At 52.9% G+C, this 20,947-nt stretch carries 21 protein-coding genes; 11 read left to right on the top strand and 10 right to left on the bottom strand.

The window, feature by feature from the left end:
• Positions 1–29: 29 nt before the first annotated feature.
• Both OGY35_RS21130 and OGY35_RS21135 read right to left on the bottom strand, forming a co-directional pair.
• Positions 30–1,091, bottom strand: coding sequence for a YcjF family protein (locus tag OGY35_RS21130; protein ID WP_286633379.1), 1,062 nt, complete (start codon positions 1,089–1,091; stop codon positions 30–32).
• A complete protein-coding gene (locus tag OGY35_RS21135; RefSeq protein WP_286633725.1) occupies positions 1,088–2,485 on the bottom strand; it encodes a YcjX family GTP-binding protein in 1,398 nt (465 codons plus the stop codon). The genes OGY35_RS21130 and OGY35_RS21135 overlap by 4 nt, the downstream gene beginning before the upstream one ends.
• Positions 2,486–2,854: 369 nt before the next feature.
• On the opposite strand from OGY35_RS21135, the gene eitA reads away from it, so the two are divergent.
• The 5 genes from eitA (at position 2,855) to OGY35_RS21160 (ending at position 7,299) form a co-directional block, all read left to right on the top strand.
• Positions 2,855–3,853, top strand: a complete 999-nt coding sequence (eitA, locus tag OGY35_RS21140) for a siderophore ABC transporter substrate-binding protein EitA (RefSeq protein WP_286633380.1) — start codon at positions 2,855–2,857, stop codon at positions 3,851–3,853.
• A complete protein-coding gene (locus OGY35_RS21145) occupies positions 3,853–4,890 on the top strand; it encodes a FecCD family ABC transporter permease (protein ID WP_152404439.1) in 1,038 nt (345 codons plus the stop codon). Before eitA ends, OGY35_RS21145 begins: the two co-directional genes overlap by 1 nt.
• The gene (gene eitC / locus OGY35_RS21150; protein ID WP_152404437.1) at positions 4,890–5,651 is read left to right on the top strand and encodes a siderophore ABC transporter ATP-binding protein EitC; all 762 of its coding nucleotides are present in this window, start codon (positions 4,890–4,892) and stop codon (positions 5,649–5,651) included. The genes OGY35_RS21145 and eitC overlap by 1 nt, the downstream gene beginning before the upstream one ends.
• Positions 5,652–5,660: 9 nt before the next feature.
• Entirely contained in the window at positions 5,661–6,914 is a 1,254-nt protein-coding gene (locus OGY35_RS21155; protein ID WP_286633381.1) for an MDR family MFS transporter, read from the top strand.
• 109 nt (positions 6,915–7,023) lie between these two features.
• On the top strand, positions 7,024–7,299 hold the full coding sequence (locus OGY35_RS21160; RefSeq protein ID WP_286633382.1) for a hypothetical protein: 276 nt from the start codon (positions 7,024–7,026) through the stop codon (positions 7,297–7,299).
• Positions 7,300–7,367: 68 nt separating this feature from the next.
• Here OGY35_RS21160 and pspD read toward each other — a convergent pair whose 3' ends face one another.
• The 4 genes from pspD to pspA are packed head-to-tail and all read right to left on the bottom strand — an operon-like array spanning position 7,368 to position 8,918.
• On the bottom strand, positions 7,368–7,592 hold the full coding sequence (pspD, locus tag OGY35_RS21165) for a phage shock protein PspD (protein ID WP_152404430.1): 225 nt from the start codon (positions 7,590–7,592) through the stop codon (positions 7,368–7,370).
• Positions 7,593–7,611: 19 nt separating this feature from the next.
• Positions 7,612–7,971, bottom strand: a complete 360-nt coding sequence (gene pspC, locus OGY35_RS21170; RefSeq protein WP_046480991.1) for an envelope stress response membrane protein PspC — start codon at positions 7,969–7,971, stop codon at positions 7,612–7,614.
• Positions 7,971–8,195 (bottom strand): envelope stress response membrane protein PspB, encoded by a 225-nt coding sequence (gene pspB, locus OGY35_RS21175; RefSeq protein ID WP_042318763.1) that lies wholly within the window; start codon positions 8,193–8,195, stop codon positions 7,971–7,973. The genes pspC and pspB overlap by 1 nt, the downstream gene beginning before the upstream one ends.
• Before the next feature lie 54 nt (positions 8,196–8,249).
• Positions 8,250–8,918, bottom strand: coding sequence for a phage shock protein PspA (gene pspA / locus OGY35_RS21180; RefSeq protein WP_152404428.1), 669 nt, complete (start codon positions 8,916–8,918; stop codon positions 8,250–8,252).
• Positions 8,919–9,086: 168 nt separating this feature from the next.
• Here pspA and pspF point away from each other — a divergent pair, with 168 nt between their 5' ends.
• From pspF to sapF, 6 genes are all read left to right on the top strand, one after another.
• Positions 9,087–10,061 (top strand): phage shock protein operon transcriptional activator, encoded by a 975-nt coding sequence (gene pspF, locus OGY35_RS21185; RefSeq protein WP_286633383.1) that lies wholly within the window; start codon positions 9,087–9,089, stop codon positions 10,059–10,061.
• 112 nt (positions 10,062–10,173) lie between these two features.
• Entirely contained in the window at positions 10,174–11,817 is a 1,644-nt protein-coding gene (gene sapA, locus OGY35_RS21190; RefSeq protein WP_286633384.1) for an ABC transporter substrate-binding protein SapA, read from the top strand.
• The gene (gene sapB, locus OGY35_RS21195) at positions 11,814–12,779 is read left to right on the top strand and encodes a peptide ABC transporter permease SapB (protein ID WP_152404421.1); all 966 of its coding nucleotides are present in this window, start codon (positions 11,814–11,816) and stop codon (positions 12,777–12,779) included. The genes sapA and sapB overlap by 4 nt, the downstream gene beginning before the upstream one ends.
• A complete protein-coding gene (sapC, locus tag OGY35_RS21200) occupies positions 12,766–13,656 on the top strand; it encodes a peptide ABC transporter permease SapC (protein WP_152404418.1) in 891 nt (296 codons plus the stop codon). The genes sapB and sapC overlap by 14 nt, the downstream gene beginning before the upstream one ends.
• Positions 13,656–14,648: a peptide ABC transporter ATP-binding protein SapD gene (gene sapD / locus OGY35_RS21205; protein ID WP_046480997.1), complete on the top strand. Its 993-nt coding sequence runs from the start codon at positions 13,656–13,658 to the stop codon at positions 14,646–14,648. Before sapC ends, sapD begins: the two co-directional genes overlap by 1 nt.
• 1 nt (position 14,649) lies before the next feature.
• Positions 14,650–15,456, top strand: a complete 807-nt coding sequence (gene sapF / locus OGY35_RS21210; RefSeq protein WP_152404416.1) for a peptide ABC transporter ATP-binding protein SapF — start codon at positions 14,650–14,652, stop codon at positions 15,454–15,456.
• Positions 15,457–15,539: 83 nt separating this feature from the next.
• Here the strand turns inward: sapF and OGY35_RS21215 are convergent, their stop codons facing one another.
• From OGY35_RS21215 to OGY35_RS21230, 4 genes are all read right to left on the bottom strand, one after another.
• Complete coding sequence (locus tag OGY35_RS21215) at positions 15,540–16,520, bottom strand: fimbrial protein (protein ID WP_286633385.1); 981 nt, start codon at positions 16,518–16,520, stop codon at positions 15,540–15,542.
• Between the two features lie 178 nt (positions 16,521–16,698).
• Positions 16,699–19,128, bottom strand: a complete 2,430-nt coding sequence (locus OGY35_RS21220; protein WP_286633386.1) for a fimbria/pilus outer membrane usher protein — start codon at positions 19,126–19,128, stop codon at positions 16,699–16,701.
• 137 nt (positions 19,129–19,265) lie between these two features.
• Positions 19,266–20,012, bottom strand: coding sequence for a fimbrial biogenesis chaperone (locus tag OGY35_RS21225; RefSeq protein WP_286633387.1), 747 nt, complete (start codon positions 20,010–20,012; stop codon positions 19,266–19,268).
• Positions 20,013–20,036: 24 nt separating this feature from the next.
• Positions 20,037–20,612: a fimbrial protein gene (locus OGY35_RS21230; RefSeq protein ID WP_286633388.1), complete on the bottom strand. Its 576-nt coding sequence runs from the start codon at positions 20,610–20,612 to the stop codon at positions 20,037–20,039.
• Between the last annotated feature and the right edge of the window lie 335 nt (positions 20,613–20,947).

Here is a 20,947-nt window from a genome sequence, read left to right on the forward strand (position 1 = left end):
AAGTTACGCGGTCAACGCCTGCGACAACATTATTTCTCTCGCGAAGAACCGTTTTTCTGCACTGTCTCTTTGAGCTGACCGACCAGCTGACGACGGAAATCCCCCAGACGCGGTTTGTCATCATCTATCCATGGCAACGGACGGCAAAGTTCCATCGCTTTGATCCCCAGTCGCGCGGTTAACAGCCCTGCCCCAATCCCCTGCGCGGCACGGGTCGACAGGCGCGCGGCGAGATCCTGCGACATCCAGTCCATCCCCACTTCCCGCACCAGCTCGCTGGCCCCGGCAAAGGCGATATTGAGCAACACCAGACGGAACAGACGCAAACGGCTGTAATAGCCCAGCTCAATACCGTACAGCGTGGCAATACGGTTAATCAGTCGCAGATTGCGCCAGGCAATAAACGCCATATCCACCAGCGCCAGCGGGCTGACCGCGATCATCAGCGTCGACTCCGCCGCCGAACGGCTGATTTCGCGCCGCGCCTGGGCATCGAGCACCGGCTGAACCAGATGGGCGTAGAGGCTGACCACCTCGCGATCGTTTTGCGTTTCGTGAATCGAGGCGTACCAGCGCTGTAGCGCCGGATGCGACTGATCGATTCCGGCCTGCTGCGCCAGTTTCTCGCAGAAGGCCCGTCCTTTTCCGGCACCGTGACTGTGCAGCAGGTCGCGCGCTTCATCGCGCTCATGCGCACGCTGACGCAAACGCCACAGGCGTCGCCATTCGGTTGCCACCGATCCAACGCCCGCGCCGATAATCAGCGCCCCGGCCGCGCAGCCACCGAGCGCCACCCAGTCCTGCGTTTGCCAGGCGTTCATCGTCCACTGTACGCCCTGTCCAACCACGCTTACGCCGAACAGCGCCAGACCGCCCACCACCATCTTGCGCCACAAACTGCGCTTCGGGCGCAGCGCCGCATCAATTACCGCTTCGGCCTGCCCCTCTTCTTCCAGAGGCTCATCGACGGTGGCCGGGGCAAAGGACTGGGCTTGCGTCTCGCTAAACGTTTGTTGCGCTTTAAAAGCCGGGTTCTGCTCGACTTCAAGCGGACCGGCAAAATCAATCCGCGGTTTTATCGGTTCGCTCATCGCAATTTATCTCCTATTAAAAACTCCAGCGCGGCATCCAGGCGAATGTGCGGCAGTGGCTTATCGACATCCATCTTTTGTGGTCGAAAAGCTTCAAACTGAAATCCCTGACTGTCCCAGAACGCCTGTCCCGGCAGTCGTGCCGGCACTTCGCCGGGGTAGACCGTCAGGGGCGATCCGTCGCTTAAGCGATTTCCGCGCAGCGCCGGGATCTTCTCGCCGTTAACGTCAATCAACCCGCTGGTGGTTGCCTGGACGGAAGCCAGCCCCAGACAATCCATGCTGATCCCCTCAAACGCCGCGTTCTGCCAGGCGTCCTGAATCAACTGCTGCAACAGCGACACCATATTGGCGTGCTGGTCGATAGTCACGTGGTCCGCTTTGGTGGCAGCAAACAGCAACTTGTCTATCACCGGAGAAAACAGCCGACGAAACAACGTGCGCTGTCCGTAATGGAAACTTTGCATCAGTTGGGTTAGTGCAAGGCGCATATCGTTGAACGCCTGCGGCCCACTGTTGAGTGGTTGCAGACAATCCACCAGCACGATCTGACGGTCGAAGCGCAAAAAGTGGTTCTTATAGAACCCCTTCACCACCTTTTCGCAGTAGTAGTTAAAGCGTTCGCGCAGCATCCCGGCGTTGGTGTGTTTATCCGCCAGAGCCAGTCTGGATTCCCCCCACGCGTCCACATCCGGCCAGGGGAAAAATTGCAGTGCCGGCGCGCCAGCCATATCACCAGGCAGCACGAACCGCCCTGGCTGGATGAAATGCAGCCCCTGCTGTTTGCACTGATGCAGGTATTCTGTCCACGCCGCCGCGATGTCGGCCAGGCGATTCTCATCGGCGGTAGCCAGCGGATCCAGTCCTTGCGTCAGTTGTCGCCATTTCGCCGACCATTCTGCCCGCTGTCCGGTAAGCAACCCGGTCATCTGCCGTGACCAGCTCAGATAATCCTGCGCCAGCATCGGCAGGTCGAGCAGCCATTCACCGGGATAATCGACAATCTCCAGATACAGCGTCGACGTCTCTTTGAAGTGACGCAGCAGAGAATCATTGGATTTATAGCGTAGCGCCAGGCGAATTTCGCTGACCCCGCGGGTTGGCGTCGGCCACGTCGGCGGATCGCCATACAGCTGGGCCAGCCCTTCATCGTAGGTAAAGCGGGGAATGCCAAAATCTCGCTGGGGAACCCGCTTCACCCCGAGCAGGCGCTCTTCACGCACCGCGCTAAGCAGCGGCAATCGCGCCCCGGCATGGATATTCAATAATTGGTTAACCATTGCCGTGATAAATGCGGTTTTTCCGCTCCGGCTCAGCCCGGTGACCGCGAGGCGCAAATGTCGGTCTACGCCGCGATTAACCAGCGCATTGAATTCATTGGTGAGTCTCTTCATCGCCATCCCGTTATGCCTGAAGACCAGAAAAAAGTATAACGCATACCTTTATTGTGGGGGCAGGTCGTTGATTATCAACCGTGTTGTGGTCCTGGAAAAGCAGGTGCGACACCGTTACACCTGGAAAGCGGTTTAATGGCATGAATACGTCAGGACGATGCGTTATCAGCAACGCCGCACAAATAAAGCATTATTTTAAATTAAATTTCATAATGTTTATTTCTCTACCCGATTCTTATCCGTCCCCCTGTTCATCCCGCGCCAGACAATGTCTCCCATTGACACCAAATATATTGCATTGTATAAAACCCCGCTTCAATAATGAGTTTCATTTGCATTAATAATAATTTGAATGAAGGGTAGCGGTTAATGAAAAAAGTCATTTGCGCATTCGGCATGGTGTTCGCATCCGTCAGTGCTGCTCAGGCAACGACCTATCCACTGACTCTGGAGAACTGTGGATACACTGAAACGTTCACCAAAGCGCCTGAACGCGTCGTGGCTCTCGGGCAGAATACCGTTGAGATTCTGCTGCTGCTAGGTTTGCAGAATAACGTGATCGCCAGTGCATTTTGGCCGACCAAAGTGCTGCCTCAGTTGGCTGAACAAAATGCCAAAATCAAAACGCTCACGGTAGAAATTCCCACTCTTGAATCCATCCTTGCGCAAAACCCGGATTTCGTTCCCGCACAGTTACCTTTGTTATTAGGGCCAGAAAGTAAGGTAGCAAAACGTGAAGATTTGCTTACCGTCGGCGTAAACAGCTATTTATCGCCAGGCATGTGCGCCACAAAGAAAGCGGCCGGCGATTTATATGGCAGTCGTCAGACCCTGTGGGATATGACCTATCTCTATAAAGAAATTGAAGATTTCGCAAAGATTTTCAATGTGGAAGACAGAGGTCAGGCTGTTATTGCCGATTTTAAAAAGCGTGAAGCCAATCTCCGCCAGGAGTTCGGTAACAGCAAGAAAGATCTCTCTTTTGTCTTTTGGTTCTCCAGCGCATCCCCTTCTGCCGATGCTTACGTCGGCGGTAAAAACAGTGCTTCCGGGTTCATTGCCAACGTGCTGGGTGGACACAACGCCATCACCTCTGAGACAGAATGGCCGACGGTGAGTTGGGAAAGCGTTATCGCAGCCAACCCGGACGTCATTGTGGTATCCAGCCTTGACCGTAACCGCTGGGCGCTTGATAACGCTGAAGAGAAAATCAAATTCCTGAAAAGCGATCCTGCCGTCAGTCAGTTAGACGCCGTGAAAAAAGGCCATATTGTGGTTATGGACGGTCAGGCGATGAACCCGACTATCCGCACCCTTTACGGTGCTGAACAGGTTGGCGAGCAGCTCAGAAAACTGGGGCTGAACTGATGACATCTGCGGTACTTCAGACACGACAGGGTCTGCTTCTTACCAGCTCATGTTTACTCGCTATCCTGCTTTTGTTTCTCACGATTGCCACTGGGGTCAGCGTGGGTGAGTTGTCTATCCCGCTGCGGGACGTTTTCTACGCCATCAGCAACAGAATGGGACTCACCGATATCCCGCTCAGCCGCATCTATGAAAGTGTGATTTGGGACTTTCGCCTGAGCCGCGCGCTGGTCGCGGCATGCTGTGGGGCGGGTCTCGCAATCTGTGGTGCAGTACTGCAAAGTCTGTTGAAGAATGCACTGGCGGAACCCTATGTGTTAGGGGTATCTGCGGGCGCATCAACCGGTGCGGTTTCCGTTGTTGTTTTGGGGATTGGTACGGGCGCGGTCTCCCTCTCTGCTGGCGCATTTGCCGGGGCATTTGCAGCCTTTGCCTTTGTCGCCTTTCTGACAAACGGCGCGCGAGGGGGTAACGAACGAACTATTCTGGCTGGCGTGGCGGCTTCCCAGCTCTTCAATGCCATCACGGCTTATACCATCAGCACCTCCGCTAGCGCGCAACAGGCTCGCGACGTGATGTTCTGGCTGCTGGGCAGTTTCAGCGGCGTACGCTGGCCTGAGTTCCAGTTAGCGTTGATTGTGGTACTGACCGGACTGGCAATATGCCTTTACTATTCGCGCGCGCTGGATGCCTTTACCTTTGGCGATGATGCCGCCGCGTCTTTGGGGATTGCTGTTCCCTGGGTACGTCTTGCCCTTTTCACCACCACCGCGTTCATCACCGCCACTATCGTCAGCATGGCTGGCTCAATTGGTTTTGTAGGGCTGGTGGTTCCACATGTCATGCGCTTCTTCTTTGGGCCGTTGCATCGCACATTGCTTATTGCCAGCGCACTTGCTGGCGCGATCCTGATGGTGCTGGCGGATATCGCGTCGCGTTTATTGATAGCGCCGCAAAGTTTGCCGGTTGGCGTGGTAACCGCCCTGGTCGGTGTCCCCTTCTTTGCCGTGATCATTTACCGCTCAAGGAATAAGTGATGAGTATCGCCGCTGAAAATGTGACCTGGAAAGTCGGTAAAAAGGTCATCGTCAACAATGTCTCGCTCAACGTCGCGCCCGGTAAGACCGTTGGATTACTTGGACCAAACGGTTGTGGGAAATCATCACTTTTACGCATCCTGGCAGGATTACGTCGCCCGGATATCGGCAACGTGACGCTGGACGGCAAAAACCTATCCCGTATACCCAAAAAGCAACTTGCCCGTCGGGTAGCTTTCGTTGAACAACACGGCATGACCGATGCAAACATGCGCGTGCGTGATGTCGTAAAACTTGGCCGCATTCCCCATCACTCCCCCTTCTCTAACTGGAGCACACACGACGACGAAACGGTCAACGCGGCCTTACAGCGGGTTGATATGCTGGAAAAATGCGAACAAGGCTGGCTCAGTTTATCCGGCGGTGAACGCCAGCGGGTACATATCGCCCGTGCGCTGGCGCAAGCCCCCACCGAAATTCTACTGGACGAACCCACCAACCACCTGGACATTCACCATCAAATGCAATTAATGCATCTGATCAGTGAGCTGCCAGTGACCAGCATTGTGGCTATCCACGATCTCAACCATGCGTCTATGTTCTGTGACTCGCTGATGGTTATGCAACGCGGGCAGATTGTGGCAACGGGAACGCCGCAGGACATTCTGAGCGAGGAACTGCTTTGGGACGTTTTCCGGGTTAAGACCCGAATCGAAATCTCGCCTTTCCATGGCAAAAAACATATCCACTTCCTGGTGTAAGGCCGTGTAATGCGTCTCTCTGCGTGGTCCCTGCGACCAGCCACAACCCTCCGCCCGCCTGTTCTGCTGGGCAGCCAGTTTGCCTTTAATATCGGTTTTTACGCGGTCGTGCCATTTCTCGCCCTCTTTCTGCGTGACGATATGCTGCTCTCTGGTGGACTTATTGGGCTGGTGCTGGGATTGCGCACCTTCTCACAGCAAGGAATGTTTATTGTTGGCGGCGCCCTTTCCGATCGTTTCGGGGCAAAAATTGTCATCCTCTTCGGCTGTATGGTTCGTGTTCTGGGCTATCTGCTTCTGGCCTATGGACAATCGCTGGGCCCCATCATTCTGGGCGCGTGTCTGACGGGAATCGGCGGTGCGCTGTTCTCCCCGTCAATTGAAGCCTTGCTGGCAAAAGCAGGCACGCAAAGCGAAGCCCGCGGAAAGCGCAGCCGTGCGGAATGGTTTGCCCTGTTTGCGGTTTGTGGGGAGCTTGGCGCGGTACTCGGCCCGGCGATGGGTGCGCTGATGACGGGGATCGGTTTTCGACAAATCGCGCTGGCTGGGGCCGGTGTGTTTCTTATCGCGTTAATCGTTCTCTACTTCTTCCTGCCTGCCTCTGACCACAACAAACAGACGCTCAACATTCTCCCGTGGTGGACGACCTTTCGTCAGCCTCGCTTCGTTGCCTTTATCATCGCCTACAGTTCGTGGTTGTTGAGCTACAACCAACTCTACCTGGCTTTGCCGGTGGAGCTCCAGCGTTCGGGTGGCAGTGAAAAGGACCTCGGTCCACTCTTTATGCTGGCCTCGGTACTGATTATTTTATTTCAGCTTCCGCTCGCGCGTGTCGCGAGACGGGTTGGTGCCGTCAGGATACTGCCTGTGGGGTTTTTGTTGCTTTCCGCCGCGTTTGCGAGTGTGGCCTTTTTTGCCGCGACAGAACCGCCGCAGGGAGGATTACGGTTAATACCGTCAGTCTGTCTGGTCACGCTATTAACGCTGGGCCAGATGCTGCTGGTACCGTCGGCAAAGGATTTAATCCCTCAGTTCGCCAATGAATCGACGTTGGGCGCACACTATGGTGCGCTCTCCACCGCAGGGGGATGCGCAGTGCTGGCGGGTAATTTGCTGCTTGGTCGTTTACTGGACAATGCGCTTGTTCCGTCAACACAAGCGATTTATCCCTGGCTTTTACTGGCGTTGTTTCCGCTCTGTAGCGCTGCGGCCCTGGTGCTGATTTGCCGTCCGCTACGCACAGCGCGAATCGCTAAAACCTGAACTGCGGGAAAATCACCAAACGAATGAGCATAAAATCAGTGCACTATTGCTGGCATTCTTCCTGGGAGGCTATAGTCGTTACTCCCTCTCTCTTCGTCAGGAGCACCCTATGCCAGAGTTCTGTTTTTATCAAAAAGGGCAGCACACCAGAACAGTGAAACGATCCGACGCGAATACCGCATTGCGGCTGACTGAGCAGGGCTACGAGAAGCAATTTGAAGAGATCAATGCCGCAGATGAAGAACAGGCGCTTGCCCGTTTTGCAGATATCCGCAAGGAAAAACAGATCGATCAGCAAAACTTTTTAGCCGGGGCGGGCGTCATGCCGCTCATCGGGATTTTAGCGACGGCGATAACGACCATTTTAGGAAAAAAGAAAGGCTAGCAGCCCAACAATCGACGCTGTGGGCTGTTACAGATAAAGACAAGGGAAATGATTAAAGACTGCGGAAATTAACTTCCGGAATAACGTTTTGATATTTTCGCCGCCATGCGGCTTAAAAATGGCTCCAGTGCCAGGGCCAGCAGCATTTTCAGTGGACGGCGGGCGACGGATTTCACCGCCCACCCTGCGACACCCGCCGGGCCGTAGCGCAGTGCGGTCAGAAGCACCAGCTTACCTGCTATTTTCATTCCGGGTCTTACCTTCTGCCCGGCGCGTTGCCAGCGATTGCTCATCTCAGCCCTCTTAAATGACTTACAACTGACGGAAACGGCTACGTAAGGTAAACGTGTCCGAGGTGACATACCGTTCCATTTCCCGCAAGCGTTTCTCCCCCGCTGCCAGCTCTTTATCGACGATATCCAACAGCTCGCCGCTGGACGGTTGCTGTTCGCCAGCCGCGAGGTTGTCCGGCATTGGATCGAGCACAAACGCCAGAATGATGTAGGCGACCAGGGTGAAAAAGGCCAGCCCGAAGAAGATCGACAACACCACTAAAATACGCACCAGTTTAACCGGCACATCAAGATACTGCGCGATCCCCGCGCAGACGCCCCGCACCATGCCTTGCTGTGGAATGCGCCATAATTTTTTGTTCAGATCAATGCCGCCCATTAGCGATCCCTCCAGTTCGGATGTTCCGCATCAAGAATATCTTCCAGCGCCTGGATACGTTCACGCATACGCTGCGCGTCGTCGGTCAACTGAACTAAACGTTGCTGTTCGCTTTGCGATAACTCCCCACGACTGGAACGGTTGCTGTAATGCAGCCATAACCAAATCGGTAACACAAACAGCACGAAAATGGTTAACGGAATGGCCAGAAATAGCGCGCTCATGAGTACTCCTTACAGGTGATGAGCGGCGGCGCGTTCGGGCGCCGCCAGGTATTATTATTGCTTGTCTTGCTGCATTTTGGCTTTCAGCTGTGCCAGTTGCTCGCTGATTTCATCATCCGCTTTCAGGTCGGCAAACTGCTGATCCAACGTTTTCTGTTTGCCAAAGTTGTGGCTTTCCGCTTCGGCTTCCATGTGGTCAATGCGACGCTCGAAAGATTCAAAGCGCGCCATCGCTTCATCCAGCTTACCGCTGTCCAGTTGACGACGCACGTCACGGGATGAGTTCGCCGCCTGATGACGCAGCGTCAGCGCCTGCTGACGAGCGCGGGTTTCGCTGAGTTTGTTTTCCAGCTCGCCAATCTCTTTCTTCATGCGCGTCAGCGTATCGTCCACCAGCGTCACTTCATGCTCCAGAGAGCCAATCAGATCGGTCAGCTTCTGTTTTTCGATCAGTGCGGCACGGGCCAGATCGTCTTTCTCTTTACGCAGCGCCAGTTCCGCTTTCTCCTGCCACTCGGTTTGCTGAGCCGTTGCCTGTTCGATTCGACGTGATAACTGTTTCTTTTCCGCCAGCGCACGTGCCGAGTTGGAACGCACTTCAACCAGCGTATCTTCCATTTCCTGAATCATCAGACGAACCAGCTTCTGCGGATCTTCCGCTTTCTCAAGCAGTGCGTTGATGTTGGCATTCACGATGTCGGCGAAACGAGAAAAAATACCCATAATTCTATCCTCACATTTTTCTGATGTCGGGCGATGCCCTGCTGACTCTCTAATACAATCTGCGTGCCAACTTTTTAATTCTTTGATTTTGCTTGATATGTACCGTTTTACCTCGACAGAAAAACAAGGTAAAGTGGTTAAATACACTAACATGTGGCGAAATTCATCATGGCTGAATACAAAGATAATCTGTTAGGGGAAGCCAACAGTTTTCTGGAAGTGCTGGAGCAGGTTTCCCGCCTTGCGCCGCTGGATAAGCCGGTACTGATCATCGGCGAGCGCGGAACCGGTAAGGAACTGATTGCCAACCGCCTGCATTATCTCTCCTCTCGCTGGCAGGGACCGTTTATTTCGCTCAACTGCGCGGCGCTGAATGAAAACCTGCTCGACAGCGAACTGTTCGGTCATGAAGCCGGCGCGTTTACCGGTGCGCAAAAACGTCATCCGGGGCGCTTTGAACGGGCCGACGGCGGCACGCTGTTTCTGGATGAACTTGCTACCGCGCCAATGCTGGTGCAGGAAAAACTGCTCAGAGTGATTGAATATGGCGAACTGGAGCGCGTCGGCGGTAGCCAACCGTTGCAGGTGAACGTGCGTCTGGTTTGCGCCACCAATGCGGATCTTCCGGCGATGGTCAATCAAGGCACCTTCCGCGCGGATCTCCTTGACCGTCTGGCGTTCGACGTGGTGCAACTGCCGCCGCTGCGCGAACGTCAGGCCGATATCATGCTCATGGCGGAACACTTTGCCATACAGATGTGTCGTGAAATTCGCCTGCCGCTGTTTCCCGGATTTACGCCACATGCCAGAGAAGCGCTGCTGAACTACGGCTGGCCGGGAAATATCCGTGAATTAAAAAATGTGGTTGAGCGTTCGGTATACCGACATGGCACCAGCGAGTCGCCGCTTGATGAGATTGTGATCGATCCGTTTCAGCGTCACGTGCCAACGTCCCCCGTCGCAGAAGCCGCGACAACGGGCCCCTCGCTTCCCCTCGATTTACGCGAGTTTCAGCAACAGCAGGAGAAAACGTTACTGCAAACGAGTCTGCAACAGGCAAAATTCAACCAGAAGCGGGCGGCACAATTGCTGGGACTGACCTATCACCAGTTGCGCGCACTGCTCAAAAAACATCAGATTTAGCGCTTGCCACCCCCTGATTGCGCATATTTGCGCCAGTTGCCCGCAGACATTTGTACCTGGCGGGCGATAGTGCGATACACTTTGCAAATCGTACCTAAAAACCTTAAAAATTATGCGCCTGGTTTTATCGTCTCTGGTAGTGATGGCTGGACTTCTGAGTGGTCAGGCTACTGCTGCGCCTGAAATCACCCCGCGTGAAGATATCCGCGACAGTGGCTTTGTCTATTGCGTGAGTGGGCAGGTCAACACCTTTAATCCGCAGAAAGTGAGCAGCGGGCTGATCGTTGACACCCTCGCCGCCCAGCTCTATGACCGGCTGCTGGATGTCGATCCCTACACCTATCGTCTGGTCCCGGAACTGACAGAAAGCTGGGAGGTGCTGGATAACGGCGCAACCTACCGCTTCCACCTGCGTCGCGACGTGGCGTTTCAAAAAACGGCCTGGTTTACCCCCTCCCGCAAACTGAATGCCGACGACGTGGTCTTTACCTTTCAGCGCATCTTTGATCGCAACCATCCGTGGCATAACGTCAACGGCGGTAATTTCCCCTATTTCGACAGCCTGCAGTTCGCCGATAACGTGCAGAGCGTGCGTAAGCTTGACAACAACACAGTGGAATTTCGGCTGACGAAACCGGACGCCTCTTTCTTATGGCACCTGGCAACCCACTATGCGTCCGTGATGTCGGCTGAATATGCCGGGCAACTGGCAAAGCAGGATCGCCAGGAACAGCTTGACCGGCAACCGGTCGGTACCGGTCCGTTCCAGCTTTCAGAGTATCGCGCCGGACAGTACATTCGCCTGCAACGGCATGAACAATTCTGGCGGGGTAAACCGTTGATGCCGCAGGTGGTGGTGGATCTGGGCTCTGGCGGAACCGGACGCTTATCAAAACTGCTCACCGGTGAATGTGATGTGCTGGCCTGGCCTGCCGCCAGCCAGTTGACTATCCTGCGTGACGACCCGCGCCTGCGTCTGACGCTGCGTCCGGGGATGAACATCGCTTACCTGGCGTTTAACACTGACAAACCCCCGCTGAATAACCCGGCGGTTCGCCACGCGCTGGCGCTGGCAATCAATAACCAGCGTCTGATGCAGTCCATCTATTACGGCACGGCAGAAACGGCAGCCTCTATTTTACCTCGCGCCTCGTGGGCGTATGACAACGAGGCTAAAATAACAGAATACAATCCGGCCAAATCCCGCGAGCAGCTTAAGGCGCTGGGGCTGGAGAATCTGACGCTGCGGCTGTGGGTGCCGACCAGTTCGCAGGCGTGGAACCCCAGCCCGCTGAAAACGGCTGAGCTGATCCAGGCGGATATGGCACAGGTTGGGGTGAAAGTGGTGATTGTACCGGTTGAAGGTCGTTTCCAGGAGGCGCGGTTGATGGACATGAACCATGATCTGACGTTGTCCGGATGGGCAACCGACAGTAACGATCCGGACAGTTTCTTCCGCCCGTTACTGAGCTGCGCGGCCATCAATTCGCAAACCAACTTCGCCCACTGGTGCGATCCGGAATTCGACAACGTGCTGCGCAAGGCGCTCTCTTCTCAGCAGCTTTCCGCGCGTATTGATGCGTATGATGAAGCGCAGAACATTCTCGCCAAAGAGTTGCCGATCCTGCCGCTTGCCTCGTCGCTGCGTTTGCAGGCCTATCGATATGACATTAAAGGTCTGGTGTTGAGTCCTTTTGGTAACGCCTCTTTCGCCGGCGTGTCGCGCGAAAAAAACGATGAGGTGAAAAAGCCATGATTATCTTCACCCTGCGTCGTTTTCTGTTGCTGTTGGTCACCCTGTTTTTTCTGACCTTTATTGGCTTCAGCCTCAGCTATTTTACACCGCATGCGCCGCTTCAGGGGGCATCGCTGTGGAATGCGTGGGTGTTCTGGTTCAATGGCCTCATTCACTGGGATTTTGGTGTCTCCAGCATCAACGGACAGCTCATCTCTGAGCAGCTTAAAGAGGTGTTCCCGGCCACCATGGAGCTGTGCACACTGGCGTTTGGCTTTGCGCTGATGGTAGGGATTCCGGTGGGCATGCTGGCGGGGATCACCCGCAACAAGTGGCAGGATCGCCTGATCAGCGCCCTCGCCCTGCTCGGTTTTTCAATCCCCGTATTCTGGCTGGCGCTCCTGCTGACCCTTTTCTTTTCGCTGAACCTCGGCTGGCTGCCGGTGTCAGGCCGCTTCGATCTGTTGTACGAAGTTAAGCCGGTCACGGGTCTCGCTATTATCGACGCCTGGATCTCTGACTCTCCCTGGCGTGATGAAATGGTGATGAGCGCCGTGCGTCATATGGTATTGCCGGTGCTGACGCTGGCCGTCGCGCCGACCACCGAAGTGATTCGCCTGATGCGCATTAGTACCATCGAGGTGTTCGATCAGAACTACGTTAAAGCCGCGGCCACGCGCGGTCTGTCACGGTTTACGATCCTGCGCCGCCATGTGTTGCATAACGCCTTACCGCCAGTGATCCCTCGTCTTGGCCTGCAGTTTTCAACCATGCTGACGTTGGCGATGATTACTGAAATGGTCTTTAGCTGGCCCGGACTGGGCCGCTGGCTGATCAACGCCATCCGCCAGCAGGATTACGCCGCGATTTCCGCCGGCGTAATGGTGATTGGTTCGCTGGTCATCATCGTTAACGTGATTTCTGATATTTTGGGTGCTATGGCTAACCCTCTGAAACATAAGGAATGGTATGCCTTACGATAGCGTTTATAGCGAAAAGCGCCCGCCAGGTACGCTACGCACCGCATGGCGCAAATTTTATGGCGATACCACGGCAATGGTCGGCCTGTACGGATGTGCGGGACTGGTGGTGCTATGCGTGTTTGGCAACTGGTTTGCACCGTATGGCATCGATCAGCAGTTCCTCGGCTATCAGTTGCTACCGCCGTCCTGGTCACGCTATGGCGAAGTCTCCTTTTTCCTTGGTACCGACGATCTGGGACGTGATGTCCTGAGTCGCCTGCTTAGCGGCGCCGCCCCTACGGTAGGCGGCGCGTTTGTCGTTACGCTCGCCGCGACGCTGTGCGGACTGCTGCTGGGTGTTGTCGCGGGGGCGACGCACGGTCTGCGTTCCGCCGTGCTTAACCATATTCTTGATACGCTGCTGTCGATTCCGTCTCTGCTGCTGGCGATTATCGTCGTCGCCTTCGCCGGGCCGCATTTAACCCATGCCATGTTTGCCGTCTGGCTGGCGCTGCTGCCGCGCATGGTGCGCTCGGTCTACAGTATGGTGCATGACGAGCTGGAAAAAGAGTACGTTATCGCGGCACGTCTTGATGGTGCCTCGACGCTCAACATCCTCTGGTTTGCCATTCTGCCCAACATTACCGCGGGTCTTATCACTGAAATCACCCGCGCATTGTCAATGGCGATCCTCGACATAGCCGCGCTGGGTTTTCTCGATCTTGGCGCACAACTCCCCTCTCCGGAATGGGGGGCCATGTTGGGCGATGCGCTGGAGTTGATTTACGTTGCGCCGTGGACGGTGATGTTGCCCGGTGCGGCAATCATGATAAGCGTTCTGCTGGTCAACCTGCTGGGTGACGGCATTCGCCGCGCCATCATTGCGGGGGTGGAATAATGCCGTTACTGGATATCCGCAACCTGACGATTGAATTTAAAGCCGGCGAAGAGTGGGTCAAAGCCGTCGATCGCGTCAGCATGACTTTAAGCGAAGGTGAGATTCGCGGGCTGGTGGGTGAATCAGGTTCGGGTAAAAGCCTGATTGCCAAAGCCATCTGCGGCGTAGCCAAAGACAACTGGCGCGTCACCGCCGACCGGATGCGTTTTGACGATATCGACCTGCTGCGCCTTTCGCCGCGCGAACGACGCAAACTGGTGGGACATAACGTCTCAATGATCTTCCAGGAGCCACAGTCGTGTCTGGATCCCTCCGAGCGTGTGGGTCGCCAGTTGATGCAAAACATTCCGGCCTGGACCTATAAAGGCCGCTGGTGGCAGCGTATTGGCTGGCGCAAACGTCGCGCCATTGAACTGCTGCACCGCGTGGGGATTAAAGATCATAAAGACGCGATGCGCAGCTTCCCTTATGAACTGACCGACGGTGAATGCCAGAAGGTGATGATCGCCATCGCGCTGGCGAATCAGCCGCGACTGCTGATTGCGGACGAACCGACCAACGCGATGGAACCGACCACCCAGGCGCAGATCTTCCGTTTGCTGACGCGACTGAATCAGAACAGCAATACCACTATTCTGCTGATCAGCCATGACCTGCAAATGCTTAGCCAGTGGGCAGATAAAATTAACGTGCTGTACTGTGGTCAGACGGTGGAAACGGCACTGAGCAAAGAGCTGGTGACAACGCCGCATCATCCGTACACGCAGGCGCTGATTCGCGCCATTCCCGACTTTGGTAGCGCCATGCCACACAAGAGTCGACTTAACACGATGCCCGGAGCCATACCGTTGCTGGAACAATTGCCGATCGGCTGCCGTCTGGGGCCGCGCTGTCCCTATGCACAGCGTGAATGTATTGAAACGCCGCGTCTGACCGGGGTGAAAAACCATCTCTACGCCTGTCATTTCCCGCTAAACATGGAGAGAGAGTGAGATGGTCGAGACCTTACTCGAAGTCCGCAATCTGAGTAAAACCTTCCGCTATCGTACGGGCTGGTTTCGTCGCCAGACCGTGGAAGCCGTGAAACCGCTGAGCTTTACGCTGCGCGAGCGTCAGACGCTGGCCATCATTGGTGAGAACGGCTCCGGTAAATCGACGCTGGCAAAAATGCTGGCAGGCATGGTTGAACCGACCGGCGGCGAGTTACTGATTGACGATCATCCGCTCGAATTTGGTGACTATTCGTTTCGCAGTCAGCGTATCCGCATGATTTTCCAGGATCCGTCAACCTCGCTGAACCCGCGCCAGCGTATTTCGCAAATCCTCGATTTTCCCCTGCGCCTGAATACCGACCTTGAGCCGGAACAGCGACGCAAACAGATCATCGAGACCATGCGGATGGTAGGACTGCTGCCCGATCACGTCAGCTACTATCCCCATATGCTGGCGCCGGGACAAAAACAGCGTCTTGGACTTGCGCGTGCGATGATCCTGCGTCCAAAAGTCATTATTGCCGATGAGGCGCTGGCGTCGCTCGATATGTCGATGCGCTCGCAGTTAATCAACCTGATGCTGGAATTGCAGGAGAAACAAGGCATCTCGTATATTTACGTCACCCAGCATCTTGGCATGATGAAGCACATCAGCGATCAGGTGCTGGTGATGCACCAGGGGGAAGTCGTCGAACGCGGCAGTACCGCGGATGTGCTGGCCTCTCCGCTGCATGAACTGACCAAACGCCTGATTGCCGGGCATTTTGGTGAGGCATTAACGGCGGATGCGTGGCGCAAGGACCGGTAAAGAGAAAAGGCAGAAATTATTCTGCCTTTTCTCAACTCCATAATGTGAAATTTATATCGTGTTCCGTACGGTACATCTTGCTTTTATTTATAGGTTAAATTATACGTCATTACAGATTTTACATTTCCAGCTCTTACCGGTGAGACAGATGTTTTGTAATAACGGGCCTGCATCGGAATATCGTAGATCCCATCTGATGCTACTCCAGCACTAAATGTTTCTCTGAGCTTCACCGGGATATTATTATATAATATCTGAATACCAACCCTGGAAGCTGGTTCTGAATCTGCAATATTGGCAAGTACGCCGTCGGTTGTTGCGTTCTTATCTTCTTGTCCATCCAATAATATGCTCACACTGACGTTTCCCTGGCATTTAAGCTTAATGCTAAAATCCGTTGCCTCGCTGGTGCCACTCTGTTGCAAGGTGCCGGATGAAATAGATGGCAACGTTACCTCAGAAGGTGTAGATGCATCCACGTCACAGGTATGTGCCGGAATAGGCACGTCGTTCTTCAGTACAAAAATCCACGTTCTGGTCCATCCCCAGACGCCCTGCGAGCGTTGGTCAAGTGAAATTCGTGCCACTTCCGTTCCCGCTTTCAGGATCAGATCGTCCGACGTTGTTATGCCAGTACGCTTCACATAAATTTTCAGTGCCAGTGGTTCTGAATAATCTCTGGCAGATGATGATAAAGGATCGCAATTAACATCGCTTTCCTGCGGCCAGACACAAACCGGAAAGGTTGTAGAATCCGGGAATGTTGAACCGGGAGTCTGAAAATATCCCGTATACCCCTGAATCGCCAGCGCACTTGACGTAGTGAGTGATTTTACTCTCAAGGCGTCATTCTCACTCCCCCCGACATTGCCAGTACAAGTGGTATACGTACTCATATCCGTCAGGAGTGTCATTGCATCTGAGTCAGTGAGGGTTAAATCAACACTCACCGTTTGCGTGCCATTATTTGTACACGAAAAGGCATGCGCTTTCATCGGGATAACGGTGAAAATTAAGCTTATAAAAAGAAATACCGCAGATATATATCGTTCACATTTCCACATGATGACAACCTATTATTTAAATACCAATCTATATGTGCAAATTGATATTTATACGTTTAAATCCACTTCAATCGATTGATATAAAAATATATGAGCCATTTGTAGGTCAGGCTAATAAACTACCAGCGCTGAAACATCAATAGCCCTAATGGGTATAATCAGGATCAATAATTTTCGACTAACGGCACACATTACTGAACCGCTGAATCGCCGTTTGCTTCGTGTCGTCTTCAATACCTGGCGCAAGCATGTAGCTAACAAAACATTGTGATGCGCTACCCTCACCCCATTTCACTTTCAACGTCCCTTTCGACTCGGCAACACGAGCGTAGATCGCGCTCCCCTGCGCAACGGTACCAACGCTATGATCTTTTTCGTCATACACTTCAGCGCCAAACGGTAGCGCTTTGCCTGAATAAGACGAGGTAATTAAAATCGGTGTCCCCTTCTCAGCATTGAACTTCACTTTCACGACGGCACCAAAACGAGGCACTACTTTTTGCGATGTATTATCTAACTCAACGTTACGGGACGTGCCTTTCGGATCGATTGATACATCACTCAACTGATAGGGACTTGAAGCCGGCAGCAGCGCATAACCAAACCTGTCAACCTTAATCCCGGGATATGACGGCACTGTTGCCCCTTCTGCACCTTTCGCTTCCACCAGCGTGAAGGTATCGCTGTTATAAGGTGACAGCGTCAGGCCGCCAGCGTGGGCAACCATCGCCCCGGACATGCTCAGAGACGTGCTGCGGTAGTCCGGCCCTTGGCTGTAACTGCCTGACATCTGTGCCACACGGCTCCGATACGAACCGCCCACGCTCGCGGAAGTTCCGGCCTCACTGTCATGCGTGCCGCTGGCGTTCCAGGATAATTGATTATCCGTTCCCGCACTTCCTGAAATCATCGCCTGTTCACCCGAACGACCATTTGAGTCCTGGTTGTAGCTCAGACTCATTTGTGGTGCATAGTTGCTGTCGTGGTTTTCCCACAGCGGGAATGACAGATTCAAATAATAACTGGTCTGCGATTCGCCCCAGGCATCCTGGCTACGGCTAACGTTGATGCTGTAGCTCAGTTGTTTATAGTGATTCGAGTAACCAAACTGATACTGGCGCTCATAATTATCTTGTCCCCAGTAATCCTGTAAAGAACCACTGAGATAGAGTTGGCCCCAGTCATCAGCCAGTCCCTGGCTTATCGTGACTGTGAAACGGTTTTTTTCACGCTGGATGGTATTTCTGTCTTCGCCATCTTTAACCGCCTGAATGCTTTCCATTGCGGTCATATAGTCCATATAACCGCTGCTCGAAAAGCGGTATGCCGCAAGCGTAATGTTGCTGTTGGTTTCATTAATCAGCTTGCTGTAGCTCACCTGATAGCTTTGGCCGGAAATAACCTGCTTATCTGGCGATGGCAAATGCGTCTGCGATTGCGTGACGTCAAAAGCGATCGCGCCGATTTGCAGCCCCAGCGCCGTCCCCACTTTTACCGCCTGATAATCTTTATTGGCCTGTAAACCGGTATAGCCGGTAATCAGGTTAGAGAACCCCCGCTGGTATGTCGCTTCGACCAGGTTCGGATCGCTGGAAACACTGTCACTACGCAGTTTACCTAAACTCAGGCTGTAACGCTGACTGCCAGGACGCAGGAGCTGAGACACCGAGGCATAAGGAATCGAAAAATTCTGCTGAGAGCCATCGGCCTCTTCAATAGTGACATCCAGGTTGCCGCCGTAACCGGTTGGATAGAGATCGTTGATGACGAAAGAGCCCGGCGAAACGGTGGTCTCATAAATGGTCTGCCCGCTCTGTTTCACCGTTACTTTCGCATTGGTTTTCGCGATACCACGGATTTCGGGCGCATAACCACGCTGTGATTCCGGCAGCATACGCTCGTCGCTGGCGACCTGAACGCCGGTAAATGGCACCGTATCGAACAATTGCCCACTGGTGTTGGACTGCCCAGCCACCAAACGACCAGAAATACGCGGTAAATCGTGCTGAATGTAAGTATTCAGAACGCTGTAGCGTCCCCCGGTTCCATCGGCCCAGTTATACGACCCATTATGACGTAAATACCAGGAGCCGATATTCAACCCGCTGTTAATGGCGGTATAAAATGACTTTGAATCGTAGCCATTATTTTTAGATTGATACGCGTTCATGTTGTAGCTCAGCATCATCGCTGGAATACCACTGTCCCACATAGAGGCAGGCACTGACCCTCGGGGTTGTTTATTGATATAAATTTGTGGTATCGAGATATTTAACTGCTGATTCTGGTTGTCAAAATCCAGCTCAGCTTCAGGAACGATCGCTTTAAGGTTGATACATTCTGTTTTGTCAGTGAGGGAATCCCACTGAGTAAAATTAATTTGTTCTTTCTTGAAATTAATCAAATTGAGCACATTCAGCGGAATACAGGGGATGACATTTTTGTTATCTGCCGCCCTGAACTCGACTTCCGCCACGGTCAGCGTTTGTTGATTCAACGCCACTGCGATTTTATAAATACCCGGCAGCACGTTAGCCCCGTTGGAAAAGCGGGCTAAATCTACGGACTGTCCCGCTGGTTGTTTCACAAAGTCAGAATCAAACTCCACTTGATCTTCTGCTGACGGCGTCAACACATCCCCCGTGGCAGCCACAGAACATTGTACAATAAGAATGTTTAACGCCAAAAATAACATAATGGGAAACAGGATAATCATAATATTACCACCAGAGGCAGAACTTAAGACTATTTGCCCTGGATATGTTTGACTGCAGCGCCATAGTCATTAATTGAGGTAAAAGTAATTGCGTGGATATCACTGACCGGATTTGCATTTTTAAAATGAAAATCAGCACTGCTTCCTGGCGCGATCATTTTTCCCTCTTCAACATGTTTACTCCCCCCCTGGGTATAGGTCACCGTCCCGAGAGTAATATAATAAGGTGTAGGGTTTGTGGCTTTTACACCGCCATTACTGATTGACCATTGCAATGCATCTGGCGCATCACCGGCACTACCGCTTAAACCTTGCGGACGATAAAAAAGCTTTATTCGGGTTCTGAACGCGATACTAAGATGGTTATTCTCAGCGGCATTTTTTGACTTGGCTGGGATCTCCAGAACGTTCAAATAAAATATGGATTCCTTATTCGTCGCAATCCCCTTGCCATCAACCAGACTAATCCTTAACGTCTGCCCCTTTCCGGCATCGACGCGATTAATGGGAGGCGTTAATACAAACGGTGAAATAATTTTATCCGGCGTTGCGGATTGATTGCCATCATCAATCCAGCTTTGTGCCAGCACCGGTGCTTTACCGGCGTTTTTCATGTTCACAGTGACTTCATTTTGCTCCGCAGGATAAATAACGCGGGTTCCGCTTAGCACAATACCAGCACAAGAAAGAGTGCTATAACTTAATGCTGTCATCCCTGATAGCGCTACGAATAAAAACTTTACTTTACGTCTGGACAGAATCACAGGAATAAACATATTGTCATAACACTCTTTGGTCGATTATTTATAAATCAGGTCGTAAACGACTTTGCCTTGTACCGCACCAGCGCCCAGGGTGGCGCCTGATACTTTGTAGTACTCAACAAAGTAAGAAAGGGTTCCCTTTTTACTTGTAGCGTCAGGCACGACATATTGCGCGGAACCTGTCTGCCCTGCATCACCGACAAGAATAGCGGTGTCGTCAGTACCATTTGATAATTGCAGACTTACGCCGGTCGCGGCGCCAGTCGTAGCAATATTATTCAGATGCCCGGTTGCGGAATCCACCTGAATACCATCAGGTTCAAAAAACGTCCCCACTTTGGTGTCTGGATCCGTCAGCGCACAATTCGCCAGTTCGATGGTAAAAGGTGTACGTCCGGCCGTCGCATCAGTGAACGCTGATATTGCAATTGGCGGCATTGTTACGGTTCCGTCGGCAGCAACACCATTTACTGTTGCTTCACAGGTTGAAGATGTAATTTTACCCTCAAAGGTAATGGTGCCACTCGATACTCCAGCGGCATATGAGGCATTAATCATCCCCACCAATGCAGATGCAATAAGACCTACTTTAAAAAATACAGATAGTTTCATTTTCGTTCCTAAAAATAAAATGATGTCTTGACCGCGAGTCTATAGTCGCTGTATTTGCTGCTCCTGGAATAATTTTATTTTCATATAAAAGGAAAAAATAAAATGCAATAACAGCGTATACGTCGTTGCAAATCGTTCCTTCTATCCATTACATATCAGATACCCATTCAGCCCACATGTGATTTATACGGTATGAATGGAAAGCATGAGTAAAAATATCCATCACAAAAACCAGACTCTTCGATGACAAGGGATATTGTATTTATGGCGGCACTCAAAATCAATGCAACCAAAATCCAAAATTACACACCCCCTCACGCTATTCGCTTGCTGAT

Origin of the sequence: Citrobacter sp. Ct235 (assembly GCF_030332305.1) — a bacterium.
GTDB lineage: Bacteria > Pseudomonadota > Gammaproteobacteria > Enterobacterales > Enterobacteriaceae > Citrobacter_A > Citrobacter_A telavivensis.

Coding starts and splice junctions, on each gene's coding strand:
- OGY35_RS21130 (WP_286633379.1), bottom strand. CDS start 1,091: ATGAGCGAACCGATAAAACCGCGGATTGATTTTGCCGGTCCGCTTGAA.
- OGY35_RS21135 (WP_286633725.1), bottom strand. CDS start 2,485: ATGAAGAGACTCACCAATGAATTCAATGCGCTGGTTAATCGCGGCGTA.
- eitA (WP_286633380.1), top strand. CDS start 2,855: ATGAAAAAAGTCATTTGCGCATTCGGCATGGTGTTCGCATCCGTCAGT.
- OGY35_RS21145 (WP_152404439.1), top strand. CDS start 3,853: ATGACATCTGCGGTACTTCAGACACGACAGGGTCTGCTTCTTACCAGC.
- eitC (WP_152404437.1), top strand. CDS start 4,890: ATGAGTATCGCCGCTGAAAATGTGACCTGGAAAGTCGGTAAAAAGGTC.
- OGY35_RS21155 (WP_286633381.1), top strand. CDS start 5,661: ATGCGTCTCTCTGCGTGGTCCCTGCGACCAGCCACAACCCTCCGCCCG.
- OGY35_RS21160 (WP_286633382.1), top strand. CDS start 7,024: ATGCCAGAGTTCTGTTTTTATCAAAAAGGGCAGCACACCAGAACAGTG.
- pspD (WP_152404430.1), bottom strand. CDS start 7,592: ATGAGCAATCGCTGGCAACGCGCCGGGCAGAAGGTAAGACCCGGAATG.
- pspC (WP_046480991.1), bottom strand. CDS start 7,971: ATGGGCGGCATTGATCTGAACAAAAAATTATGGCGCATTCCACAGCAA.
- pspB (WP_042318763.1), bottom strand. CDS start 8,195: ATGAGCGCGCTATTTCTGGCCATTCCGTTAACCATTTTCGTGCTGTTT.
- pspA (WP_152404428.1), bottom strand. CDS start 8,918: ATGGGTATTTTTTCTCGTTTCGCCGACATCGTGAATGCCAACATCAAC.
- pspF (WP_286633383.1), top strand. CDS start 9,087: ATGGCTGAATACAAAGATAATCTGTTAGGGGAAGCCAACAGTTTTCTG.
- sapA (WP_286633384.1), top strand. CDS start 10,174: ATGCGCCTGGTTTTATCGTCTCTGGTAGTGATGGCTGGACTTCTGAGT.
- sapB (WP_152404421.1), top strand. CDS start 11,814: ATGATTATCTTCACCCTGCGTCGTTTTCTGTTGCTGTTGGTCACCCTG.
- sapC (WP_152404418.1), top strand. CDS start 12,766: ATGCCTTACGATAGCGTTTATAGCGAAAAGCGCCCGCCAGGTACGCTA.
- sapD (WP_046480997.1), top strand. CDS start 13,656: ATGCCGTTACTGGATATCCGCAACCTGACGATTGAATTTAAAGCCGGC.
- sapF (WP_152404416.1), top strand. CDS start 14,650: ATGGTCGAGACCTTACTCGAAGTCCGCAATCTGAGTAAAACCTTCCGC.
- OGY35_RS21215 (WP_286633385.1), bottom strand. CDS start 16,520: ATGTGGAAATGTGAACGATATATATCTGCGGTATTTCTTTTTATAAGC.
- OGY35_RS21225 (WP_286633387.1), bottom strand. CDS start 20,012: ATGTTTATTCCTGTGATTCTGTCCAGACGTAAAGTAAAGTTTTTATTC.
- OGY35_RS21230 (WP_286633388.1), bottom strand. CDS start 20,612: ATGAAACTATCTGTATTTTTTAAAGTAGGTCTTATTGCATCTGCATTG.